15 protein-coding genes are annotated in these 18473 nt (G+C 65.5%); 13 read left to right on the top strand and 2 right to left on the bottom strand.

The genetic code is table 11. The features are described from left to right. The first annotated feature begins 95 nt into the window (after window positions 1–95). The 6 genes from AC1RKI_RS07000 (at window position 96) to AC1RKI_RS06975 (ending at window position 5831) form a co-directional block, all read left to right on the top strand. A complete protein-coding gene (locus tag AC1RKI_RS07000) occupies window positions 96–1817 on the top strand; it encodes a proline--tRNA ligase (protein WP_492794382.1) in 1722 nt (573 codons plus the stop codon). 33 nt (window positions 1818–1850) lie between these two features. Next, entirely contained in the window at window positions 1851–2615 is a 765-nt protein-coding gene (locus AC1RKI_RS06995) for a lytic transglycosylase domain-containing protein (RefSeq protein WP_061955531.1), read from the top strand. Next, the gene (locus tag AC1RKI_RS06990) at window positions 2612–3520 is read left to right on the top strand and encodes a 2OG-Fe(II) oxygenase (protein ID WP_492794384.1); all 909 of its coding nucleotides are present in this window, start codon (window positions 2612–2614) and stop codon (window positions 3518–3520) included. Before AC1RKI_RS06995 ends, AC1RKI_RS06990 begins: the two co-directional genes overlap by 4 nt. After that, window positions 3484–4302, top strand: coding sequence for an AraC family transcriptional regulator (locus AC1RKI_RS06985; RefSeq protein ID WP_244786138.1), 819 nt, complete (start codon window positions 3484–3486; stop codon window positions 4300–4302). The genes AC1RKI_RS06990 and AC1RKI_RS06985 overlap by 37 nt, the downstream gene beginning before the upstream one ends. Window positions 4303–4383: 81 nt before the next feature. Further along, on the top strand, window positions 4384–5040 hold the full coding sequence (locus AC1RKI_RS06980) for a LysE family translocator (protein WP_492794387.1): 657 nt from the start codon (window positions 4384–4386) through the stop codon (window positions 5038–5040). A 149-nt stretch (window positions 5041–5189) separates the two neighbouring features. Then, window positions 5190–5831, top strand: coding sequence for a LysE family translocator (locus AC1RKI_RS06975; protein WP_061955338.1), 642 nt, complete (start codon window positions 5190–5192; stop codon window positions 5829–5831). Window positions 5832–5854: 23 nt separating this feature from the next. Here the strand turns inward: AC1RKI_RS06975 and AC1RKI_RS06970 are convergent, their stop codons facing one another. Together AC1RKI_RS06970 and ffh are read right to left on the bottom strand one after the other, a co-directional pair. Next, complete coding sequence (locus AC1RKI_RS06970; RefSeq protein WP_061955340.1) at window positions 5855–6397, bottom strand: hypoxanthine-guanine phosphoribosyltransferase; 543 nt, start codon at window positions 6395–6397, stop codon at window positions 5855–5857. Between the two features lie 64 nt (window positions 6398–6461). After that, window positions 6462–7853: a signal recognition particle protein gene (gene ffh / locus AC1RKI_RS06965; protein ID WP_061955342.1), complete on the bottom strand. Its 1392-nt coding sequence runs from the start codon at window positions 7851–7853 to the stop codon at window positions 6462–6464. A 117-nt stretch (window positions 7854–7970) separates the two neighbouring features. On the opposite strand from ffh, the gene AC1RKI_RS06960 reads away from it, so the two are divergent. The 7 genes from AC1RKI_RS06960 to AC1RKI_RS06930 all read left to right on the top strand — a co-directional run bounded on the left by AC1RKI_RS06960 (window position 7971) and on the right by AC1RKI_RS06930 (window position 18411). Further along, the gene (locus AC1RKI_RS06960) at window positions 7971–8918 is read left to right on the top strand and encodes a cytochrome C assembly family protein (protein ID WP_150979525.1); all 948 of its coding nucleotides are present in this window, start codon (window positions 7971–7973) and stop codon (window positions 8916–8918) included. A 49-nt stretch (window positions 8919–8967) separates the two neighbouring features. Further along, entirely contained in the window at window positions 8968–9237 is a 270-nt protein-coding gene (locus AC1RKI_RS06955; RefSeq protein WP_244786134.1) for a PP0621 family protein, read from the top strand. Further along, window positions 9234–11243, top strand: a complete 2010-nt coding sequence (locus AC1RKI_RS06950) for a PAS domain-containing sensor histidine kinase (RefSeq protein ID WP_227458917.1) — start codon at window positions 9234–9236, stop codon at window positions 11241–11243. Before AC1RKI_RS06955 ends, AC1RKI_RS06950 begins: the two co-directional genes overlap by 4 nt. Window positions 11244–11276: 33 nt before the next feature. Continuing rightward, on the top strand, window positions 11277–12959 hold the full coding sequence (locus tag AC1RKI_RS06945; protein ID WP_492794391.1) for a sigma-54-dependent transcriptional regulator: 1683 nt from the start codon (window positions 11277–11279) through the stop codon (window positions 12957–12959). Further along, window positions 12952–13551, top strand: coding sequence for a 1,6-anhydro-N-acetylmuramyl-L-alanine amidase AmpD (gene ampD / locus AC1RKI_RS06940; RefSeq protein ID WP_061955352.1), 600 nt, complete (start codon window positions 12952–12954; stop codon window positions 13549–13551). The genes AC1RKI_RS06945 and ampD overlap by 8 nt, the downstream gene beginning before the upstream one ends. Window positions 13552–14131: 580 nt before the next feature. Further along, window positions 14132–17071, top strand: coding sequence for a ribonucleoside-diphosphate reductase subunit alpha (locus AC1RKI_RS06935; RefSeq protein ID WP_341248117.1), 2940 nt, complete (start codon window positions 14132–14134; stop codon window positions 17069–17071). 152 nt (window positions 17072–17223) lie between these two features. Continuing rightward, window positions 17224–18411: a ribonucleotide-diphosphate reductase subunit beta gene (locus AC1RKI_RS06930; protein ID WP_061955356.1), complete on the top strand. Its 1188-nt coding sequence runs from the start codon at window positions 17224–17226 to the stop codon at window positions 18409–18411. The last annotated feature ends 62 nt before the right edge of the window (window positions 18412–18473 follow it).

The raw sequence follows: 18473 nt of genomic DNA, 5'->3' as shown, positions 1-18473 counted from the left end.
AAATGGGCAGTTTCAGGCGCGTCCGACCCAATGGATGCCGCGCGAGCGGCAAGTCGGGAAGCCCAGCCGGCGCCCGGCCTTACGAGAAAGCACGCATGAAAGCCTCGCAATTCTTTATTTCCACCCTCAAGGAAGCACCCGCCGACGCGGAAATCGTGTCGCACAAACTGATGATGCGCGCCGGCATGATCAAGAAGCTGGGCGCCGGCATCTACAGCTACATGCCGGTGGGATTGCGCGTGATCCGCAAGGTGGAAAACATCGTTCGCGAGGAAATGAACCGCGCCGGCGCGGTCGAGCTGCTGATGCCGGTGGTCCAGCCGGCCGAGCTGTGGCAGGAAACCGGCCGCTGGGACAAGATGGGCCCCGAACTGCTGCGCCTGAAGGATCGCCACGAGCGCGACTTCGCCGTGCAGCCGACTTCCGAGGAAGTGGTGACCGATATCGCCCGCAGCGACATCCGCAGCTACAAGCAGTTGCCGGTCAATTTCTACCAGATCCAGACCAAGTTCCGCGACGAGCGCCGCCCCCGTTTCGGCATCATGCGCGGCCGCGAATTCACGATGAAGGACGCGTATTCGTTCGATCGCGACATCGACGGCCTGAAGGTTTCGTACCAGAACATGTACGACGCCTACGTGCGCATCTTCAAGCGGTTCGGCCTGGAATTCCGCGCGGTGGCTGCCGATAACGGCGCCATCGGCGGCTCGGGCTCGCACGAATTCCACGTCATCGCCGATACCGGCGAGGATGCCATCGTCTACTGCCCCACGTCCGATTACGCGGCCAACATGGAAGCCGCCGAGGCCCTGCCGCTGCAGGCCGAGCGCCCTGCACCCGCCGAGGACCTGGTGAAGGCGTCGACGCCCGGCAAAGCCAAGTGCGAGCACGTGGCCGAATTCCTGAACATCCCGCTGGCGCGCACGGTCAAGTCGATCGTGCTGGCCACCGACGGCGACGCCGGCACGCAGATCTGGCTGCTGCTGATCCGCGGCGACCACGAACTGAACGAGGTGAAGGCGTCGAAGGTCGCGGGCCTGGCTGAATTCCGCTTCGCCACCGAAAGCGAGATCGTCGAGACCTTCGGCACGCCGCCCGGCTACCTCGGCCCGATCGGCACCAAAAAGCCGGTGAAGGTCGTGGTCGACCGCACCGTCGCCAACATGAGCGATTTCTGCTGTGGCGCTAACGAGCGCGATTATCACTACACCGGCGTGAACTGGGGCCGCGACCTGCCCGAACCCGTCGTGGCGGACCTGCGCAACGTGGTGGTCGGCGATGCATCGCCTGACGGCAAGGGCACGCTCGAGATCTGCCGCGGTATCGAAGTCGGCCACGTATTCATGCTTGGCACCCGTTATTCGGAATCGATGAACGCCGTGTTCCTCGACGAAACCGGCAAGACGCAGCCGATGCAGATGGGCTGCTACGGGATCGGCGTCACGCGCATTCTGGGTGCCGCGATCGAACAGAACTACGACGAGCGCGGGATTATCTGGCCGGCCGCGATTGCGCCGTTTGCAGTGGTGGTGTGCCCGGTCGGTTACGACCGCAACGAGGCTGTGAAAGCCGAGGCGGACCGCATCCACGCCGAGCTGCTGGCAGCCGGCATCGACGTGATGCTGGACGACCGCGGCGAACGGCCGGGCGTGATGTTTGCCGACTGGGAACTGATCGGCGTGCCGCATCGCGTGGTGGTGGGCGACCGCGGCCTCAAGGAAGGCAAGGTCGAATACCAGGGCCGTCGCGATGCGCAGGCCACGCAGGTCCCGGTGGCCGACGTGGTTGCGCACGTGCGTAACCTGCTGGCCAATTGATCGACGGATGACCGACCTTTGATCGCCTTCGCCATGCGTGCTGCCGGCCTGCAGACCTCCCGCCGATGGACCGCCGCAATCGCGGGAGGACTGCTTTGCGCCTTGCTGGCCTCGGCCGCTCACGCCGGCGCGCAGAAGGAAGAGGCGCTGGCCGATTCCGTGCGCAGCGCGCTGGCATCGGCCATTGCCGACAACCGGCCGGTGCGTCCGACTTTTGTCTCCGGCGCCGAAAAGCTTGGCTACCTGAAGTGGTTGGGCGAAATGTCGCGCCGGCTCGAAGCCCGCATGCCGGACCCGCAAACGCGTGTCGAGTTGATCGAATCGGTCTACTACGAGGCCAAGCGTGCCGGCCTGGAGCCGTCGCTGGTGCTTGGGCTGGTGCAAGTGGAGAGCGGCTTTCGCAAATATGCGATCAGCTCTGCCGATGCGCGCGGCCTGATGCAGGTGATGCCGTTCTGGGTGCGCACCATTGGCGATGGCGATACGCGCAAGCTGTTTCATTTGCAGAGCAACCTGCGCTACGGCTGCACGATTCTGCGCCACTATCTGGATCGGGAAAACGGCGATCTATTCCTGGCGCTGGGCCGCTACAACGGTAGCCGTGGGCGTCCCGAGTATCCCAATGCGGTGCTGGCCGCGTGGAAGCGTTGGCAGTATTCCGAGGCCACCGTAACGATTGCGGGCGATCCGGACGGCGCCGCGGCTGCCGCGGCCGCTGCGCCCGCGCGTCGCGCATTGCCGCCAGAGGCGCCGGCGCGCAATCCTTTTTCTCCGCAACGATTGACCAATCCATCATGACCCGCGAACCCCGCGCGGGATACAGCGCATCGTCGCCGGAGCTCGAGCGTTGGCTCGCGCGGCATATCGAACAGGGCTTCGACGCGGAGTCGCTGGTGCTGTCGATGCTGCGCTCCGGCTACGATGCCACCTTTGCGCGCGATATGGTCAACGCGGCGCTCGCCTCTCCCGCATCGCCTCGCGAGCGGCCATCGCCCCTGCCGCCCCCGGCGCGCCAGCCCGCGATGCGTCCGGGGCCGGCCACACCGCAAGCCATGGCTGCCGGCGGCAATGTTTTCCGCCACGAAGGCCGCGACATTCCCATCCTGTTCGCGATGGAAGCGCCGCGCATCCTGCTGCTACAGAATCTGCTCGACGGTCCCGAATGCGATGCACTTGTTACGCTGGCGCGCGACCGCCTGCAGCGCTCGCCGGTGGTCAATCCCGATACCGGCGACGAAAACCTGATCGATGCACGCACGAGCATGGGCGCGATGTTCCAGGTGGGCGAGCACCCGCTGATCGCCGGCATCGAGGCGCGCATTGCCGCCGTGACTGGCTTGCCCGTCGATCATGGCGAAGGGCTGCAGATCCTCAACTACAAGCCCGGCGGCGAATATCAGCCGCATTTCGATTTCTTCAATCCGCAACGCCCTGGCGAGGCGCGCCAGCTGCGCGTCGGCGGCCAGCGCGTGGCCACGCTGGTGATCTACCTGAACAGGCCGCCCGCGGGTGGCGCCACCGCGTTTCCGCGGCTCGGCCTGGAAGTTGCGCCGGTCAAGGGCAATGCGGTGCTGTTCGGCTACAAGCTGCCCGACGGCTCACTCGACGAGCGCACGCTGCATGCCGGGCTGCCCGTCGAATCCGGCGAAAAATGGATTGCCACCAAATGGCTGCGCGAGCATCCGTACCGCAGCCGCGGTTGAGCCGCTGCTGGTTCGATACGGCGCTGCCCATGGTGGAAAGCCGGCGCGCCTGCGACAGCCGCGCCGCTTATCAAAGTCACACGCATCCCACGCTGTCCGTGGGCGCAGTCGACGCCGGCAGCAGCGTGTTCAGTCACGATTCGCTGACGTCGGCGCTGCGTCCAGGCGCGGTCGTGTGGGTGCCGGCAAACTGCGTGCACGCGTGCAATCCCGCGCCGGATAGCCGCTGGAGCTACCAGATGATCCACATCGATGCGCAATGGGCCGACGCGGTGCTCGATGAAGCGGGGCGTGGGCGCGTGCGCCGCATTCACGTCAAGCACGATCCGGCAGCCTACCGGATGGTGTGCGCGCTCAATGCGATGTTGTTTTCCGAAGCCGATCCGGCCGAAAAGGAAGCCGCGCTTATCGCGTTTGTCGGCGACATGCAGCAATTGCTCGGCGAAGGCGCCGAGGCGGCGCACAGTGCGTCCGCAAATCTCACCTCCGTAACGGCGATTTTGCGCGCGCGCCACGACGACCGCCTACCGCTGGCAGATCTCGCCGCCGCGGCCGGCGTGAGCCGCTATCAGCTGATCCGGCAGTTTCGTGCGCAGTTCGGCATGACGCCGCATGCATTCCAGCTCGACCTCCGCATCAACCAGGCGCGGCGGCTGCTGCGTCGTGGCGACGCGCCGGCCGATGTGGCGCAACGGCTCGGGTTTGTCGACCAAAGCCACTTTCATCGCGCTTTCCAGCAGCGCGTCGCCATGACTCCGGGCGCCTATCAGCGCGCGCGCTGACGCCGCAATTTTCTACAATCCGCGCCGCGCCAATTTGGCCAGACTGCTTGCCTTTGCGGGATTTACCGCGCGGAGGCAGCGATGGTTTTCGATCAGGTGTCCTGGCAGCAGTTTGCGATGGTGGCCGGCGCGCACGCGCTGGCGCTGCTCAGTCCGGGGCCGGACTTCTTTCTCGTGGTGCGCGCCGCGATGGTATTCGGCGTGCGCCACGCCAGCGGTGTATGCCTCGGCATTGCGCTCGGCAACGGCGCGTATATCGCGATGGCGGTCGCCGGCCTGGCCGCCTCGGCCGGGGTTCACGACTTGTTTTCCGCACTGCAATGGATGGGCTGTATCTATCTGGCGTGGCTGGGATGGAAGTTCCTGCGCTCGCGCGGTGATGTGGCGCTGTCGCCGCAGCCAGCGGAGCCACCGCCGCCGCGCGCCTATATGCCCCAGGTCGGCACGGGCTTTCTCAGCGCGATCCTGAATCCCAAGAATGGCTTGTTTTACGCGAGCCTGTTTGCCGTGCTGACCGGCACGCATACGCCGCTCGCGGTGCAAGTCGGATATGGCGTCTGGATGTTCGGCCTCGTGCTGGCGTGGGATATCGCTGTGGCGGCGGCCGTGCGCCATCCGGCCGTGATGCGGCGCTTTGCGCGATCGGTGCGTATGGTCGAGCGCGTGACCGGAGCGGTGCTGCTATGTATGGCGGTGGGCGTGGCCGCGAGCGTGGCGAAGGGATTGGGCGGCCGCTAGGCGCAACGGCGTGTCGAAGCGGTGGCGTCCAGGCTGGCTGGCGTGGGCCGGACGATCAGTATTGGCAGTTTTCCGGCCAACTGTACCGGTACTGTTTTATAAAGTGTGCGTAGCCTGACTCCCTGGATTTCTTGCCGAGTCGTGTTGCCATGCACCTTCCTGTTTCCCTGTCGAATAGCTTGCCCGGTTCCAGCGTGTTGATCGCGTTTTGCGCCTTCGTGCTGGTGTCGTCGATCACGCCGGGCCCGAACAACACCATGCTGCTGGCCTCGGGTGTGAATTTCGGATTCCGACGCACCGTGCCGCATCTGTTCGGCATCTGCGTCGGCATGATTTTCATGCTGACCGTGGTGGGTTTGGGTCTCGGATCGGCCTTCACGGAATTTCCGTGGACCTGGCACGTGCTGCGCGTGGCCGCCACGATTTACCTCGTGTGGCTGGCATGGAAGCTGGCCACCGCCGGGCAGTTACAGGACCGCGACGTGGCGCGCCCGATGAGCTTCCTGCGCGCTGCGGCGTTCCAATGGGTCAATCCCAAGGCGTGGGTGATGGCGGTGGGCGCATGCACGGCTTACGTGCTGCATCCGAACATCTGGATCAACGCCGCCGTGATGGGGGGAGTGTTCGCTGCGATCAACCTGCCCAGCATCACCACGTGGGCGGTTTTTGGCGCCGGGCTGCGCCGTTGGCTGGCGCAGCCGCGCGTGTTGCGGGTGTTCAACCTGGTGATGGCGCTGCTGCTGCTCGCATCGTTGTGGCCGATCCTCGGCGCCCAGCCACACGGGGCGTAGGCGTGCCGCGCATGCGGCGTGGTTCAGACCAGCGCGCGGATGGCGCCGAGATTGCGCCAGTAGCCCTTGACGTCCATGCCGCAGCCAAAGACATAGCGGTCCGGCACCTTGAAGCCGCAGAAATCGGGATGCATCGGCTTGAGCTTGGTGAGGGTCTTTTCGCACAGCACGGCAGCGTGGAATTCCTTGGCGCCCATGTCCATGATGCGCTGGCGAATCGCCGCCATGGTCTCGCCTTCATCGAGGATGTCGTCGAGCACCAGCACCACGCGATCCTTCACCGATTCGCGCGGCGCCACGCGCCATTGCATCTCGCCGCCCACGGTCTTGTTGTTGTAGCGCGACAGGTGGATGTAGTCGAACTCCAGCGGAAATTGCAGCTTGGGCAGCAGCATGCCGGTGAACACCACGGCGCCGCCCATCACGGACAGCACCAGCGGGAAGGCGTCGCCCATCTTCTCGGTGATGTCGCGCGCCATGCGGTCCAGCGAGTCTTGCACTTCCTGGGCGCTGACGATTTCCTCGGAGCTGGTCCAGAGCTCGCGGGCCTGTTCGGCAGTCATCATGATAGGTGTCCTGTTTGTCTTTTGCGGGAAAGAGCAGGGCGCGGGCGGCCCTGGCGTTCAGCGTTCAGCGGTTGAAAAGGCCTTTCATGCCGCCTTTCATCGCGCCCATCTGGCGCATCATCTTCATCATGCCGCCGCCCTTGAGCTTCTTCATCATGCCTTGCATCTGGTCGAACTGGTTCAGCAGGCGGTTGACCTCCTGAACGGGCACGCCGGCGCCGGCCGCGATGCGGCGTTTGCGGCTGGCCTTGATCAGTTCGGGCTTGGCCCGCTCGGCGGCCGTCATGCTGTTGATGATGCCTTCCATGCGGCGCACCTGCTTTTCCGCCTGATCCATGTTGGCGCCTTGCGCCTGCTGGGCGAACTGCGCCGGCAGCTTGTCCACGAGGCTGCCCAGCCCGCCCATCTTCTTCATCTGGCCGATCTGCGCCTTGAAGTCTTCGAGGTCGAAGCCGCCGGTCTTCTTGATCTTCTTGGCCAGCTTCTCGGCCGCTTCCATATCGACGCCGCGCTGGGCTTCTTCCACCAGCGCGAGGATGTCGCCCATGCCCAGGATCCGCTGGGCCATGCGGTCGGCGTAGAACGGCTCGAGACCGTCGAGTTTTTCGCCGACGCCGACAAACTTGATCGGGCGGCCGGTGATATGGCGCACCGACAGCGCGGCGCCGCCGCGTGCATCGCCATCGAGCTTGGTCAGCACCACGCCGGTCAGCGGCAGGGCGTCGTTGAACGCCTTGGCGGTATTGACGGCATCCTGGCCCAGCATCGCGTCGACCACGAACAGCGTTTCGGCCGGTTTCAGTTCGGCGTGCAGCGCGGCGATCTCCTGCATCATCGCCTCGTCGATACCAAGGCGGCCGGCGGTATCGACGATCAGCACGTCGTGGTAATGCTTGCGCGCCCAGTCCAGCGCCGCGCGGGCGATCTCGACCGGCTTCTGGTCGGGCTGCGACGGGAAGAAGTCCGCGCCGACCTGTTCGGACACGGTCTTGAGCTGGGCGATTGCGGCGGGACGGTACACGTCGCAAGACACCGTCAGCACTTTCTTCTTCTTGTTCTCCTTGAGCCACTTGGCAAGCTTGCCCGACGTGGTGGTCTTGCCGGCGCCCTGCAGGCCGGCCATCAGGATGATGGCGGGCGGCTGCACGTTCAGGTTCAGCTCGTTGAGCTTGGGATCGGTCAGCGCCTCGTCGCCGCCGATCACGGCGGTCAGCTCGCGCTGCACCACGCCGACCAGCGCCTGGCCCGGCGTCAGGCTCGATACCACTTCCTCGCCAAGGGCCTTTTCCTTGACGCGGGAAACGAAGTCGCGCACGACCGGCAGCGCCACGTCGGCTTCGAGCATGGCAAGGCGCACTTCGCGCAGCATCTCGGCAGTGTTGGCCTCGGTCAGTCGGGCCTCGCCGCGCATGGTCTTGACGACCCGCGCCAGGCGTTGAGTGAGGTTATCCAGCATGGCAGGAAGGGGGAGGAAAATCGGCTTGTGTGCGGGACGCAGCGGGCCGTGCAGGAGCGTTGTGGCGGGAATCCATCGCCGAAACCGCCCGTGATGGCACTAAGGTAAACTGCGCAAATGGCCATTGTACTGTATGCCTTGACGGCACTTCTCTACTGCGGCCTGGCCTTTCACGGCTGGGCGACGCGCAACCCGCGGCTGGCGGCTGCCGGCGGGGCTCCGGCTGGCCATCCGGGGCGTCCTGGCGCCAGCGCCACGGCCGTGCTGATGCCGCCTGCCGCGCCGGCCGGCGGCCGCGCCGACGGCCAACCGGCGTGGTGGCATGCACTGGTGATGGCCGCGCTGGTCAGCCACGGCATGCTGCTGCACGAAACCATCTTCCCGGCGGACCGGATGATATTCGGCTTCGCCTTCGCGCTGTCGGCGATGCTCTGGCTGGGCGTCGGCATCTACTGGATCGAGAGCTTTTTCTTTTCGCTGGCCGGTCTGGGACTGATCGTATTTCCTGTAGCGATGCTGACCAGCCTGATTCCGCTGGCCTTTCCGGGCTCGCAGATTCTCGGATACGCTGCGCGGCCGCTGTTCAAGCTGCACTTCGTGATTGCCAACGTGGCCTACGGGCTGTTCACGCTGGCGGCGTTCCACGCGTTCCTGATGCTGCTGGCGGAGCGCCGCCTGCACGGCTTCACCCGCCCCGTGTCGGGCGGCGAACGCGCGCCCGGGCAATGGCTGGGCCGCTGGCTCGATCTGCTGCCGCCGTTGCTGACGCTGGAAAAATTGCTGTTCCGGCTGATCAGCGCCGGCTTCGTGCTGCTGACGCTGACGATCGCCTCGGGCTTCCTGTTTTCGGAACAATTATTCGCGCGCGCTTTCCGCGTTGATCACAAGACCGTGTTCGCCGTCATCTCGTGGCTGATGTTCGGCGGCATCCTGATCGGCCGGCATTTCCGCGGCTGGCGCGGGCGCACGGCGCTGCGCTGGGTGATCGCATCGTTCGGCATATTGTTGCTGGCCTACGTCGGCAGCCGCTTTGTGATCGAAGTGGTGCTGCACCGGATTACCTGACTTCCGGCCGGCGCGCCCCGGCCAACGCCTTTTCGGTACTTTCGATCCCATGGCAAGAATCTTCCTCCTGCTGGCCATCGTGCTGGGCATCATCTGGTGGCTGCGCGATCGCTCCAGCCCGCGCGACGCCGCCAACCCGCCATCGCGCGCAGCCGGCCAGCCGCGCGGCGCCAGCCCCGCCGATACGGATATCGAGCCGATGGTGCAATGCGCGCAATGCGGCGTACATCTACCGCGAACCGACGCCATTGCCTGGCACGGCGCGCACTATTGCCGACGCAGCCACCTGCCTGATTCCCCGGGCGAGGGCAGCGCATGACGCGCCGGGCCTCGGCCTGGTCGACCCTGAGCGGCTGGCGCGCGCTGGGCGATCTGTGGCGCCAGCCCGAGCCGCCCGACTTTCACTGGCGCCTGCTGCGCTATTTCTGCTGGACCCGCCTGGCCGTGGCGCTGCTGCTGCTGGGCTATGCGTGGCTGCCGCTGGAACGCGCCGCCGCGGGCGCGGCCATCGGCGTGGGCGCCAATGCGCGCACGGCAGCCGCCATTCCCGTCGTGCTGCCCTATCTCTGCATCGGCCTGGCGACGTTGCTCGGCACGATGTGGCGCCGCCGTTTCCACCTCCGCGTGCGTGCGCAGGTTCTCGTCGATCTGGCGCTGCTGGCTGCCATCTATATCGTGCTCGGCCGCAATGCCAGCCATGCCGAAGGGCTGGCGATGATCTTCCTGCTGCCGGCACTCGAAGCCGGCGCACTGACCAGCCTGCTGTTCGCGCTGTTCGCCGCGGCCGTGTCGGCGATGCTGGTGATGGTCCATCCCTTCTTGCAGACCATGCTCGCGCGCCAGGCCGATGCCAATCTGCTTGGCTCGGGACTGTTCGGGCTGGTCTTCATGATTGCCGCGCTGGTGATGTACATGCTGGCCAACCGGCAGATCGCCCAGGAACAACTGGCGCTGGCGCGTGAGCAGGAGCTGCGCCTGCAGCAACTGGTCAACCGGCTGATGGTCAACGACATGCAGGACGGCGTGATGCTGGTGCGCGCCAACGGCGTGGTGGTGGCCGCCAATCCCGCGGCCTTTGTGCTGCTGGGCGTGCAGCCGCATGAGCGGATCCAGCAGGGACAGGTGCGCATGGGCGAGCGCGACAACGTGCTGTTCGACCTGCGGCGCATGCCGCGTCTGCAGCCGCTGATGGAAATGCTGCGCGACTGGATCCAGCGCAAGGACGATGTGCCGCGCATCCTGCAACTGCTGCCGATTTCGTCGCGCCCCACGCCGTCGCGCAATCCGCTGTTACACACGCGCCTGCGCCTGCGTTTCGTCCTGCCGGGGCTGGCGGGGCTGCGCTCCACGCTGGCCGGCGCGGGTTCGTCGCCGACCGGCCCGGACACTGTCGGCTGGAACGACATGTCGCCCGAGGGCGCGGCGCGGCTGCGCCTGGCCATCGCGCAGAGCGAGGCGATGGCCTGGAGCCCCGAAGACGAGACGCTGCTGCGCAGCGAGATGCGCGACACGGTGCTGGTCCATATCGAAAGCTGGGAGCGCATCGCCGAGCAGGTTCAGCAGGAAAAGCTCGCTGCAATGGGCCGGTTGGTGGCCAGCGTGGCCCACCAGATCCGCAATCCGCTGGCCGCGATCAGCCAGGCCAACGAGCTGCTGGCCGATTCCGGCGGCGGCGAAGGCAATATCGACGCGCGCCTGCTGCGCATCATCAGCGACAACGTACGCCGGCTTGACCAGGTGATTTCCGATGTCCTGCAGTTGTCGCGCCGTCCCAAGGTGGGTCACAGCGCAATCGACCTCGGCCAGGCGCTGCCTGAGATCGTCGACCGCTGGCGACTGGAAATGCGCGCGCGCGCCGGCGCCCGTGCCGAAGTCAACGCCAATGCGATCCGCGTGGTGGTGGACCTGCAGCGCCCCGTGATCTTCGATACGCCGCAACTGCAGCAGGTGCTGGGCAATCTGCTCGACAACGCGTGGCGCTATTGCAGCCGCCTGCCCGGATCGATCCGCATGCTCGCGCACGCGCTGGACCAGCACCACGCCGAACTGATCGTCTGGAACGACGGCGCGGAAGTCACGCGCGAGCAGCAGCGCAGCCTGTTCGAGCCGTTTTTCACCAGCAATCCGCAAGGCACGGGTCTGGGCCTGTTCATGGCGCGCGAGCTGTGCGGCGCCAACGATGCGCAGGTGCGCTACGGCACGATCGCGCTCGAAGCGTTGCTCGATCGCACCGGCATGCTGGTCGGCGGGGCTCGCGATACACTGCCGACCAAGGCCTTCGTTCTGACCATGCGCATCGAGACGTCCGACGTCGTCGCCGCCTGATCCACGCCGCATTCCCACCGAACCCCCGTCCCCATGCCAGCCAGACCGCCCGCCCCCGATCCGATTCTCGTCATTGACGACGAGGCCGACCTGCGCGAACTGCTGGACATTTCGCTGCGCCGCATGGGGCATGACGTGGTGATGGCGGGCTCGCTGGCCGAGGCGCGCGTGCGCCTGGCCGAGCGCCGCTACAGCCTGGTGCTGACCGATATGCGGCTCGGCGACGGGCTTGGCATCGAGATCGTGCGACAGTTGTCGGCCTCGCCCGAACGCACGCCGGTCGCGGTCATCACGGCCTACGGTAGCGCCGACAACGCCGTCGATGCGCTCAAGGCCGGCGCGTTCGACTACATCGCCAAGCCGGTGTCGCTCGACCAACTGCGCACGCTGATTCTCAATGCGCTCGGCCGCCATCCGCGCGCCGCGGCCGACGACGCGCCGGCTGGCGAAGTGGCTGACGCCGGCGATCGCGCCGCCGGGCTGCTGCCGGGGCTGTCGGCGGCGATCCAGGACGTGCGCCGCTCGCTGTCGCGGCTGGCGCGCAGCATGGCGCCCGTGGTGATCAGCGGCGAATCGGGCAGCGGCAAGGAGCGCGCTGCGCGTGCGATCCACGCCATCAGCGCGCGCTCGGCGCATCCGTTCATCGCCGTGAACTGCGGCGCCATCCCCGAGACGCTGATGGAGGCCGAGTTCTTCGGCCACGTGAAGGGCGCCTTTACCGGCGCCGATGCCGAGCGCGGCGGTTTTTTCCAGGCCGCCCATGGCGGCACGCTGCTGCTCGATGAAGTGGCCGACCTGCCGCTGGCCATGCAGGTCAAGCTGCTGCGCGCGCTGCAGGAGCGTCGCGTGCGCAAGATCGGCGCGAGCCGCGAAGACAGCGTCGATGTGCGCGTGATGTGCGCGAGCCACAAGGACCTGGCCGCGATGGTGGCGGCTGGATCGTTCCGGCAGGACTTGTACTACCGTCTCAACGTGCTGGAACTGCGCATGCCGACGCTGCGCGAACGCGCCGAGGACGTGCCGGTGCTGGCGCGCGCCATCCTCGAACATCTGGCCGTGCGCTATGGCGATGCGCATCCCAAGCGCCTGTCGCGCGCCGCGCTGGCGCGCCTGGCGGCCTATCCGTTCCCGGGCAACGTGCGCGAGCTGGAAAACCTGCTGGAGCGCGCGTACGCATTTGCCGAGACCGAGGAAATCGAAGTGGCCGACCTGGGTCCGCTCGAAGCCGGCATGGAACGCGCTAGCCTGCTGCAGGCGGGTCATGTGGCCGCACCGCCGATGTCATCAGCATCGTCCGCATCGTATGTGGCGCCCGGCGGCGCGGGCCTGCCGTCGGCCGCCGCCTACCAGCCATGGGGCGTCGGTGGCGTATGGCCGGCGGCCTCGCCCGCGGCCGCGCAAGCGGAACCGGAGCCCATGCCTGTCGCCGAGGAGGCCGCGCCGGCGCCCGCCAGCGATGCGCTTGCCACGGCTTTGGCCGATCTCGCTTTTCCGATCGATCTGCCCGCGCGCCTGGAGTCCGTCGAGCGCGAGCTGATCCTGCGCGCGCTGCGCCAGACCGGCTTTAACCGCACGGCGGCCGCGCCGCTCTTGGGCCTGAATTTCCGCCAGTTGCGCTATCGCATCCAGCAACTGGAAATCCGCGACGAACGCGAAGGCCGGGACGGGCGCGACGACAGCGAGTCGATGGCCGAAGGCGAGGGCCGCGATGCCTGAGCGCGCCGCCGTCCACCGCTTCACCCCCGATGCGCAGGGCTGGGTGCCAGCCGCCCGGCGCGTCCCGTCGCCCAATTTCGACGCGCGTCCGGACGGCGCGCCGACCGATGTGGTGGTGATCCACAACATCAGCCTGCCGCCGGGCCAGTTCGGCACCGGCGACATCGAGGCGTTCTTCCAGAACCGGCTCGACGTGTCGCGCCATCCGTTCTTTGAGACGATCCGCGACGTGCGTGTGTCCGCTCATTTCCTGATCACGCGCGAAGGCGAGCTGGTGCAGTTCGTCGCGTGCACGCAGCGCGCCTGGCATGCCGGGCAGTCCGAATACTGTGGCCGCCCGCGCTGCAACGACTTTTCGATCGGCATCGAGATCGAGGGCGCCGACGACCAGCCGTTCACGCTCGCCCAGTACGACACCGCCGCGAGCCTGGTGGCCGCGTTGCGCCTGACCTATCCGATTGCCGGGATCGCTGGACACAGCGACATCGCCCCGGGGCGCAAGACCGATCCCGGTCCGCATTTCGACTGGGGCCGATTTGCAACACTGGCCCAGTTGCCGGCCAACCTTTTGCCCTATCGTCGACAGGGTTAAAAGTGTGCAGGCGGATCGGTCATCGGCCTGCCACAAGGTTGTGCATCGACGTTCACCTGCCTCATTCCGGCGCAATGCCGGGTACAATCGCGCCCCCGCCAGTGTCCGCTCGGCCCCATTTCGGGTCACCTATCAGCGACAAATTCTCATTAATAAATTTTCGTGAATTTGTGCGGCACCGAACGTCTTGCCGCCAGCCCTTGAGGCAGCGCGCTTTGCGGGAATGTGGCGCTGCCGCACGGCGCTTCCGGATGTGGCTGCTGCGCTTGTCAAGACTGGTCTTCCAGACTCTTTTCACTATACTTAGGCCTGTTTTTGATTGAGACCACTATATCTAGTGGTTTAACCGGGGGATCGGCCCCCGATGTGGTGCAGGCGCCGCAGCAGCAGGCGGTGGCGTCGGCACACAGGGTCATGGGGCCGACGCAGCACCAAAAGTCCCTAGCAAAGTGATCGCACGTGCAGTTTAGGTTCTCCGTTGGCACGGCCAGCGTCGAGTGTCTTCTGAAGCGCATTTTGCTAGGGACTTTGTCATCTTCACTACAAGACTTCATACAAGGGTTAAAACAGGAGTTACCTCATGCAAACGGCCCAGAACGAACAACAATCCACCGGTGTGACTGGCGTTGTCGGCGCAGCAGCCGGCACTTCGCAGCAGACCCCCGCCGCTGCAGGCGTTTCGTACCAGGATTACAAGCTGATCCGCCGCAATGGCGCAGTGGTGGCATTCGAGCCGAACAAGATCAGCGTGGCGATGACCAAGGCGTTCCTGGCGATCAATGGCGGCCAGGGCGCCGCATCCGCGCGCGTGCGCGAAATCGTCGAGCAACTGACCCAGAACGTGGTGCGCGCGCTGGTGCGCAGCCGCCCGAATGGCGGCACGTTCCATATCGAGGACGTCCAGGACCATGTGGAACTGGCGCTGATGCGCTCGGGCGAGCATGAGGTGGCCCGCGCCTATGTGCTGTATCGCGAAAAGCGCACGCAGGAACGCGCGCAGGCCAACGCACAGGCCGTGGCGCGTGTGCAGGAAAGCGGCGTGTCGGTCAACGTGACCGACGACGGCGTGACCCGTCCGCTGGACCTGACCGCGCTGCACGCGCTGATCGACAACGCCTGCAGCGGCCTGGGCGACGCCGTGAGCGCCGAACCAATCCTGAAGGAAACGCTGAAGAACCTTTACGACGGCGTGCCGATGACGCAGGTCTACGATTCGGCCATCCTGGCCGCGCGTACGCTGATCGAAAAGGACCCGGCCTACAGCCAGGTCACGGCCCGCATCCTGCTGCACACGATCCGCAAGGAAATCCTGGGCACGGAAGTCACGCAAGCCGAAATGGCGTCGAAGTACGCCGAGTACTTCCCGAAGTTCATCGCGCGCGGCATCGAGGCCGAACTGCTGGACGAAAAGCTCGCCACCTTCGACCTGGCCCGCCTGGGCGCCGCGCTCGATGCGTCGCGCGATTTCCAGTTCAACTACCTGGGCCTGCAGACGCTGTACGACCGTTACTTCCTGCACGTCGATGAAGTGCGCATCGAAATGCCGCAGGCGTTCTTCATGCGCGTGGCCATGGGCCTGGCGCTGGAAGAGAAGGACCGCGAAGCCCGCGCCATCGAGTTCTACCAACTGCTGTCGTCGTTCGACTTCATGTCGTCCACGCCGACGCTGTTCAACTCGGGCACGCGCCGTTCGCAACTGTCGTCGTGCTACCTGACCACCGTGTCGGACGACCTCGAAGGCATCTACGAGGCGCTCAAGGAAAACGCGCTGCTGTCCAAGTTCGCCGGCGGCCTGGGCAACGACTGGACCAACGTGCGCGCGCTCGGTTCGCACATCAAGGGCACCAATGGCAAGTCGCAAGGCGTGGTGCCGTTCCTGAAGGTGGTCAACGACACGGCCGTGGCTGTGAACCAGGGCGGCAAGCGCAAGGGCGCCGTCTGCGCCTACCTGGAAACGTGGCACCTGGATATCGAAGAATTCCTGGAACTGCGCAAGAACACGGGCGACGACCGCCGCCGCACGCACGACATGAACACGGCCAACTGGATTCCGGACCTGTTCATGAAGCGCGTGATGGAAAACGGCGAATGGACGCTGTTCTCGCCGTCCACCTGCCCGGACCTGCACGACAAGGTCGGCAAGGAATTCGAGAAGGCCTACGTGGCCTACGAGACCAAGGCCGCCAATGGCGAGCTGAAGCTGTTCAAGAAAGTGCCGGCGATGCAGCTGTGGCGCAAGATGCTGGGCATGCTGTTCGAAACCGGCCATCCGTGGATCACGTTCAAGGATCCGTGCAACATCCGCAGCCCGCAGCAGCACATCGGCGTGGTGCATAGCTCGAACCTGTGCACGGAAATCACGTTGAACACCAACGACAGCGAAATCGCCGTGTGCAACCTCGGTTCGGTGAACCTGGTGGCGCACCTGAAGCAGCAGGCCGACGGCACGCACGTGCTCGATCACGCCAAGCTGCAGAAGACCATCCGCACCGCGATGCGCATGCTCGATAACGTCATCGACATCAACTACTACGCGGTGGACAAGGCGCGCAATTCCAATCTGCGTCACCGTCCGGTCGGCATGGGCATCATGGGCTTCCAGGACTGCCTGCACGTACTGCGCACGCCGTACGCCAGCGATGCGGCCGTCAAGTTTGCCGATACGTCGATGGAAGCGGTCTGCTACTACGCCTACCAGGCGTCGACCGAACTGGCCGAAGAGCGCGGCCGCTACAGCACGTACGAAGGCTCGCTGTGGGATCGCGGCATCCTGCCGCAGGATTCGCTCAAGCTGCTGGCCGAGGAACGCGGCGGCTACCTCGACGTCGATATGTCTTCGACGATGGACTGGGACAGCCTGCGCGCCCGCATCAAGCAACACGGCATGCGCAACTCGAACTGCATCGCGATCGCTCCGACCGCGACCATTTCGAACATCATCGGCGTGTCCGCGTGCATCGAGCCGACGTTCCAGAACCTGTACGTGAAGTCGAACCTGTCGGGCGAATTCACGGTGGTGAACGACTACCTGGTGCGCGATCTGAAGGCGCGCGGCCTGTGGGACGAAGTGATGGTGGCCGACCTGAAGTATTTCGACGGTTCGCTGGCCCGCATCGACCGCATCCCGCAAGACCTGCGCGAGGTCTACGCCACCGCGTTCGAAGTGGAACCGACCTGGCTGGTGGAAGCGGCAAGCCGCCGCCAGAAGTGGATCGACCAGGCCCAGTCGCTCAATATCTACATGGCTGGTGCATCGGGCAAGAAGCTGGACGACACCTACAAGCTGGCCTGGCTGCGCGGTCTGAAGACCACCTACTACCTGCGCACGATGGCCGCGACGCACGTGGAAAAGTCCACCGTGTCGCGCGGATCGCTGAACGCGGTGTCTTCGGGTTCCGACGGCCAGTCGTCCATCGACGCCGCCGCCGCATCGGCCCCGGCCATGCCGGAAGCCGAAGGCGCGGTGTGCACGATGCGTCCGGGCGATCCCGGCTTCGAAGAGTGCGAAGCCTGCCAGTAAGCGGCCTCCACGAAACATCTGAAACAACCCTCGGTCTGCACCGGCTTGCGCCCAGCGCGCAAGCCGGGCAGGGGAGAGGGCCGGCGCATCGCTGACTGTGTTGCGCGACGCCGGCCACAGCCGCCCCTGAACGAATCATCGGAGAACACAACATGCTGAGCTGGGACGACGACGTTCAAGCCACGCCGCAAGCTGCGCCGCAGCCTGCCCTGCAACCCGCCGTACCGGCCGCCACGGTCGACCAGCAAGGCGTACTGCCGCCGGCCGCCACGGCGCCGGGCATCCTGGGCAACAACCCGAACGCCGCCGCCGCGCAAAGCACGCGCCGCGTGAACGCCGCCGACAAGCGCGTGATCAACGGTGCCACCGACGTGAACCAGCTGGTGCCGTTCAAGTACAAGTGGGCGTGGGAAAAGTATCTGGCCGGCTGCGCCAACCACTGGATGCCGCAGGAAATCAACATGTCGCGCGACATCGCCCTGTGGAAGGACCCGAATGGTCTGACCGAGGACGAACGCCGCATCATCAAGCGCAATCTGGGGTTCTTCGTGACGGCCGATTCGCTGGCCGCCAACAATATCGTGCTGGGCACGTACCGCCAGATCACCGCGCCGGAATGCCGCCAGTACCTGCTGCGCCAGGCTTTCGAAGAGGCCATCCACACGCACGCCTACCAGTACATCGTCGAGTCGCTGGGCCTGAACGAGGCCGAGATCTTCAACGCGTACCACGAGGTGCAGTCGATCCGCGACAAGGATGAATTCCTGATCCCGTTCATCGACACGCTGACCGATCCGTCGTTCAAGACCGGCACGCCCGAAAACGACCAGAAGCTGCTCAAGAGCCTGATCGTGTTCGCCTGCATCATGGAAGGTCTGTTCTTCTACGTGGGCTTCACGCAGATCCTGGCCATGGGCCGCCAGAACAAGATGACCGGCGCCGCCGAGCAGTATCAGTACATCCTGCGCGACGAATCGCTGCACTGCAATTTCGGCATCGACCTGATCAACCAGATCAAGCTCGAAAACCCGCACCTGTGGACGCCGGAATTCAAGGCGGAGATCACCGAGCTGTTCAAGAAGGCCGTGGATCTGGAATATCGCTACGCCGAGGACACCATGCCGCGCGGCGTGCTGGGCCTGAACGCGCCGATGTTCAAGGGCTATCTGCGTTTCATCTGCAACCGCCGCTGCCAGCAGATCGGTCTGGATCAGCTTTTCCCGAACGAGGAAAACCCGTTCCCGTGGATGAGCGAAATGATCGACCTGAAGAAGGAACGCAATTTCTTCGAAACCCGCGTGATCGAATATCAGACCGGCGGCGCGCTGTCGTGGGATTGATGGCGCCTGCCGTGCGCGGCGCGCTTCGTTGCGCCTCGACGGCTTGAAGGGTCGGCTGCTGT

The organism is Cupriavidus sp. GW822-FHT06G04 (genome assembly GCF_058799075.1).
Note: the sequence above shows the minus strand (reverse complement) of the source record. Positions and strands in the feature narration are given on the sequence as shown.

Excerpts from the sequence above, each read along its gene's own strand:
- AC1RKI_RS07000 (WP_492794382.1), top strand. The coding sequence starts at position 96 with ATGAAAGCCTCGCAATTCTTTATTTCCACCCTCAAGGAAGCACCCGCC.
- AC1RKI_RS06995 (WP_061955531.1), top strand. The coding sequence starts at position 1,851 with ATGCGTGCTGCCGGCCTGCAGACCTCCCGCCGATGGACCGCCGCAATC.
- AC1RKI_RS06990 (WP_492794384.1), top strand. The coding sequence starts at position 2,612 with ATGACCCGCGAACCCCGCGCGGGATACAGCGCATCGTCGCCGGAGCTC.
- AC1RKI_RS06985 (WP_244786138.1), top strand. The coding sequence starts at position 3,484 with ATGGCTGCGCGAGCATCCGTACCGCAGCCGCGGTTGAGCCGCTGCTGG.
- AC1RKI_RS06980 (WP_492794387.1), top strand. The coding sequence starts at position 4,384 with ATGGTTTTCGATCAGGTGTCCTGGCAGCAGTTTGCGATGGTGGCCGGC.
- AC1RKI_RS06975 (WP_061955338.1), top strand. The coding sequence starts at position 5,190 with ATGCACCTTCCTGTTTCCCTGTCGAATAGCTTGCCCGGTTCCAGCGTG.
- AC1RKI_RS06970 (WP_061955340.1), bottom strand. The coding sequence starts at position 6,397 with ATGATGACTGCCGAACAGGCCCGCGAGCTCTGGACCAGCTCCGAGGAA.
- ffh (WP_061955342.1), bottom strand. The coding sequence starts at position 7,853 with ATGCTGGATAACCTCACTCAACGCCTGGCGCGGGTCGTCAAGACCATG.
- AC1RKI_RS06960 (WP_150979525.1), top strand. The coding sequence starts at position 7,971 with ATGGCCATTGTACTGTATGCCTTGACGGCACTTCTCTACTGCGGCCTG.
- AC1RKI_RS06955 (WP_244786134.1), top strand. The coding sequence starts at position 8,968 with ATGGCAAGAATCTTCCTCCTGCTGGCCATCGTGCTGGGCATCATCTGG.
- AC1RKI_RS06950 (WP_227458917.1), top strand. The coding sequence starts at position 9,234 with ATGACGCGCCGGGCCTCGGCCTGGTCGACCCTGAGCGGCTGGCGCGCG.
- AC1RKI_RS06945 (WP_492794391.1), top strand. The coding sequence starts at position 11,277 with ATGCCAGCCAGACCGCCCGCCCCCGATCCGATTCTCGTCATTGACGAC.
- ampD (WP_061955352.1), top strand. The coding sequence starts at position 12,952 with ATGCCTGAGCGCGCCGCCGTCCACCGCTTCACCCCCGATGCGCAGGGC.
- AC1RKI_RS06935 (WP_341248117.1), top strand. The coding sequence starts at position 14,132 with ATGCAAACGGCCCAGAACGAACAACAATCCACCGGTGTGACTGGCGTT.
- AC1RKI_RS06930 (WP_061955356.1), top strand. The coding sequence starts at position 17,224 with ATGCTGAGCTGGGACGACGACGTTCAAGCCACGCCGCAAGCTGCGCCG.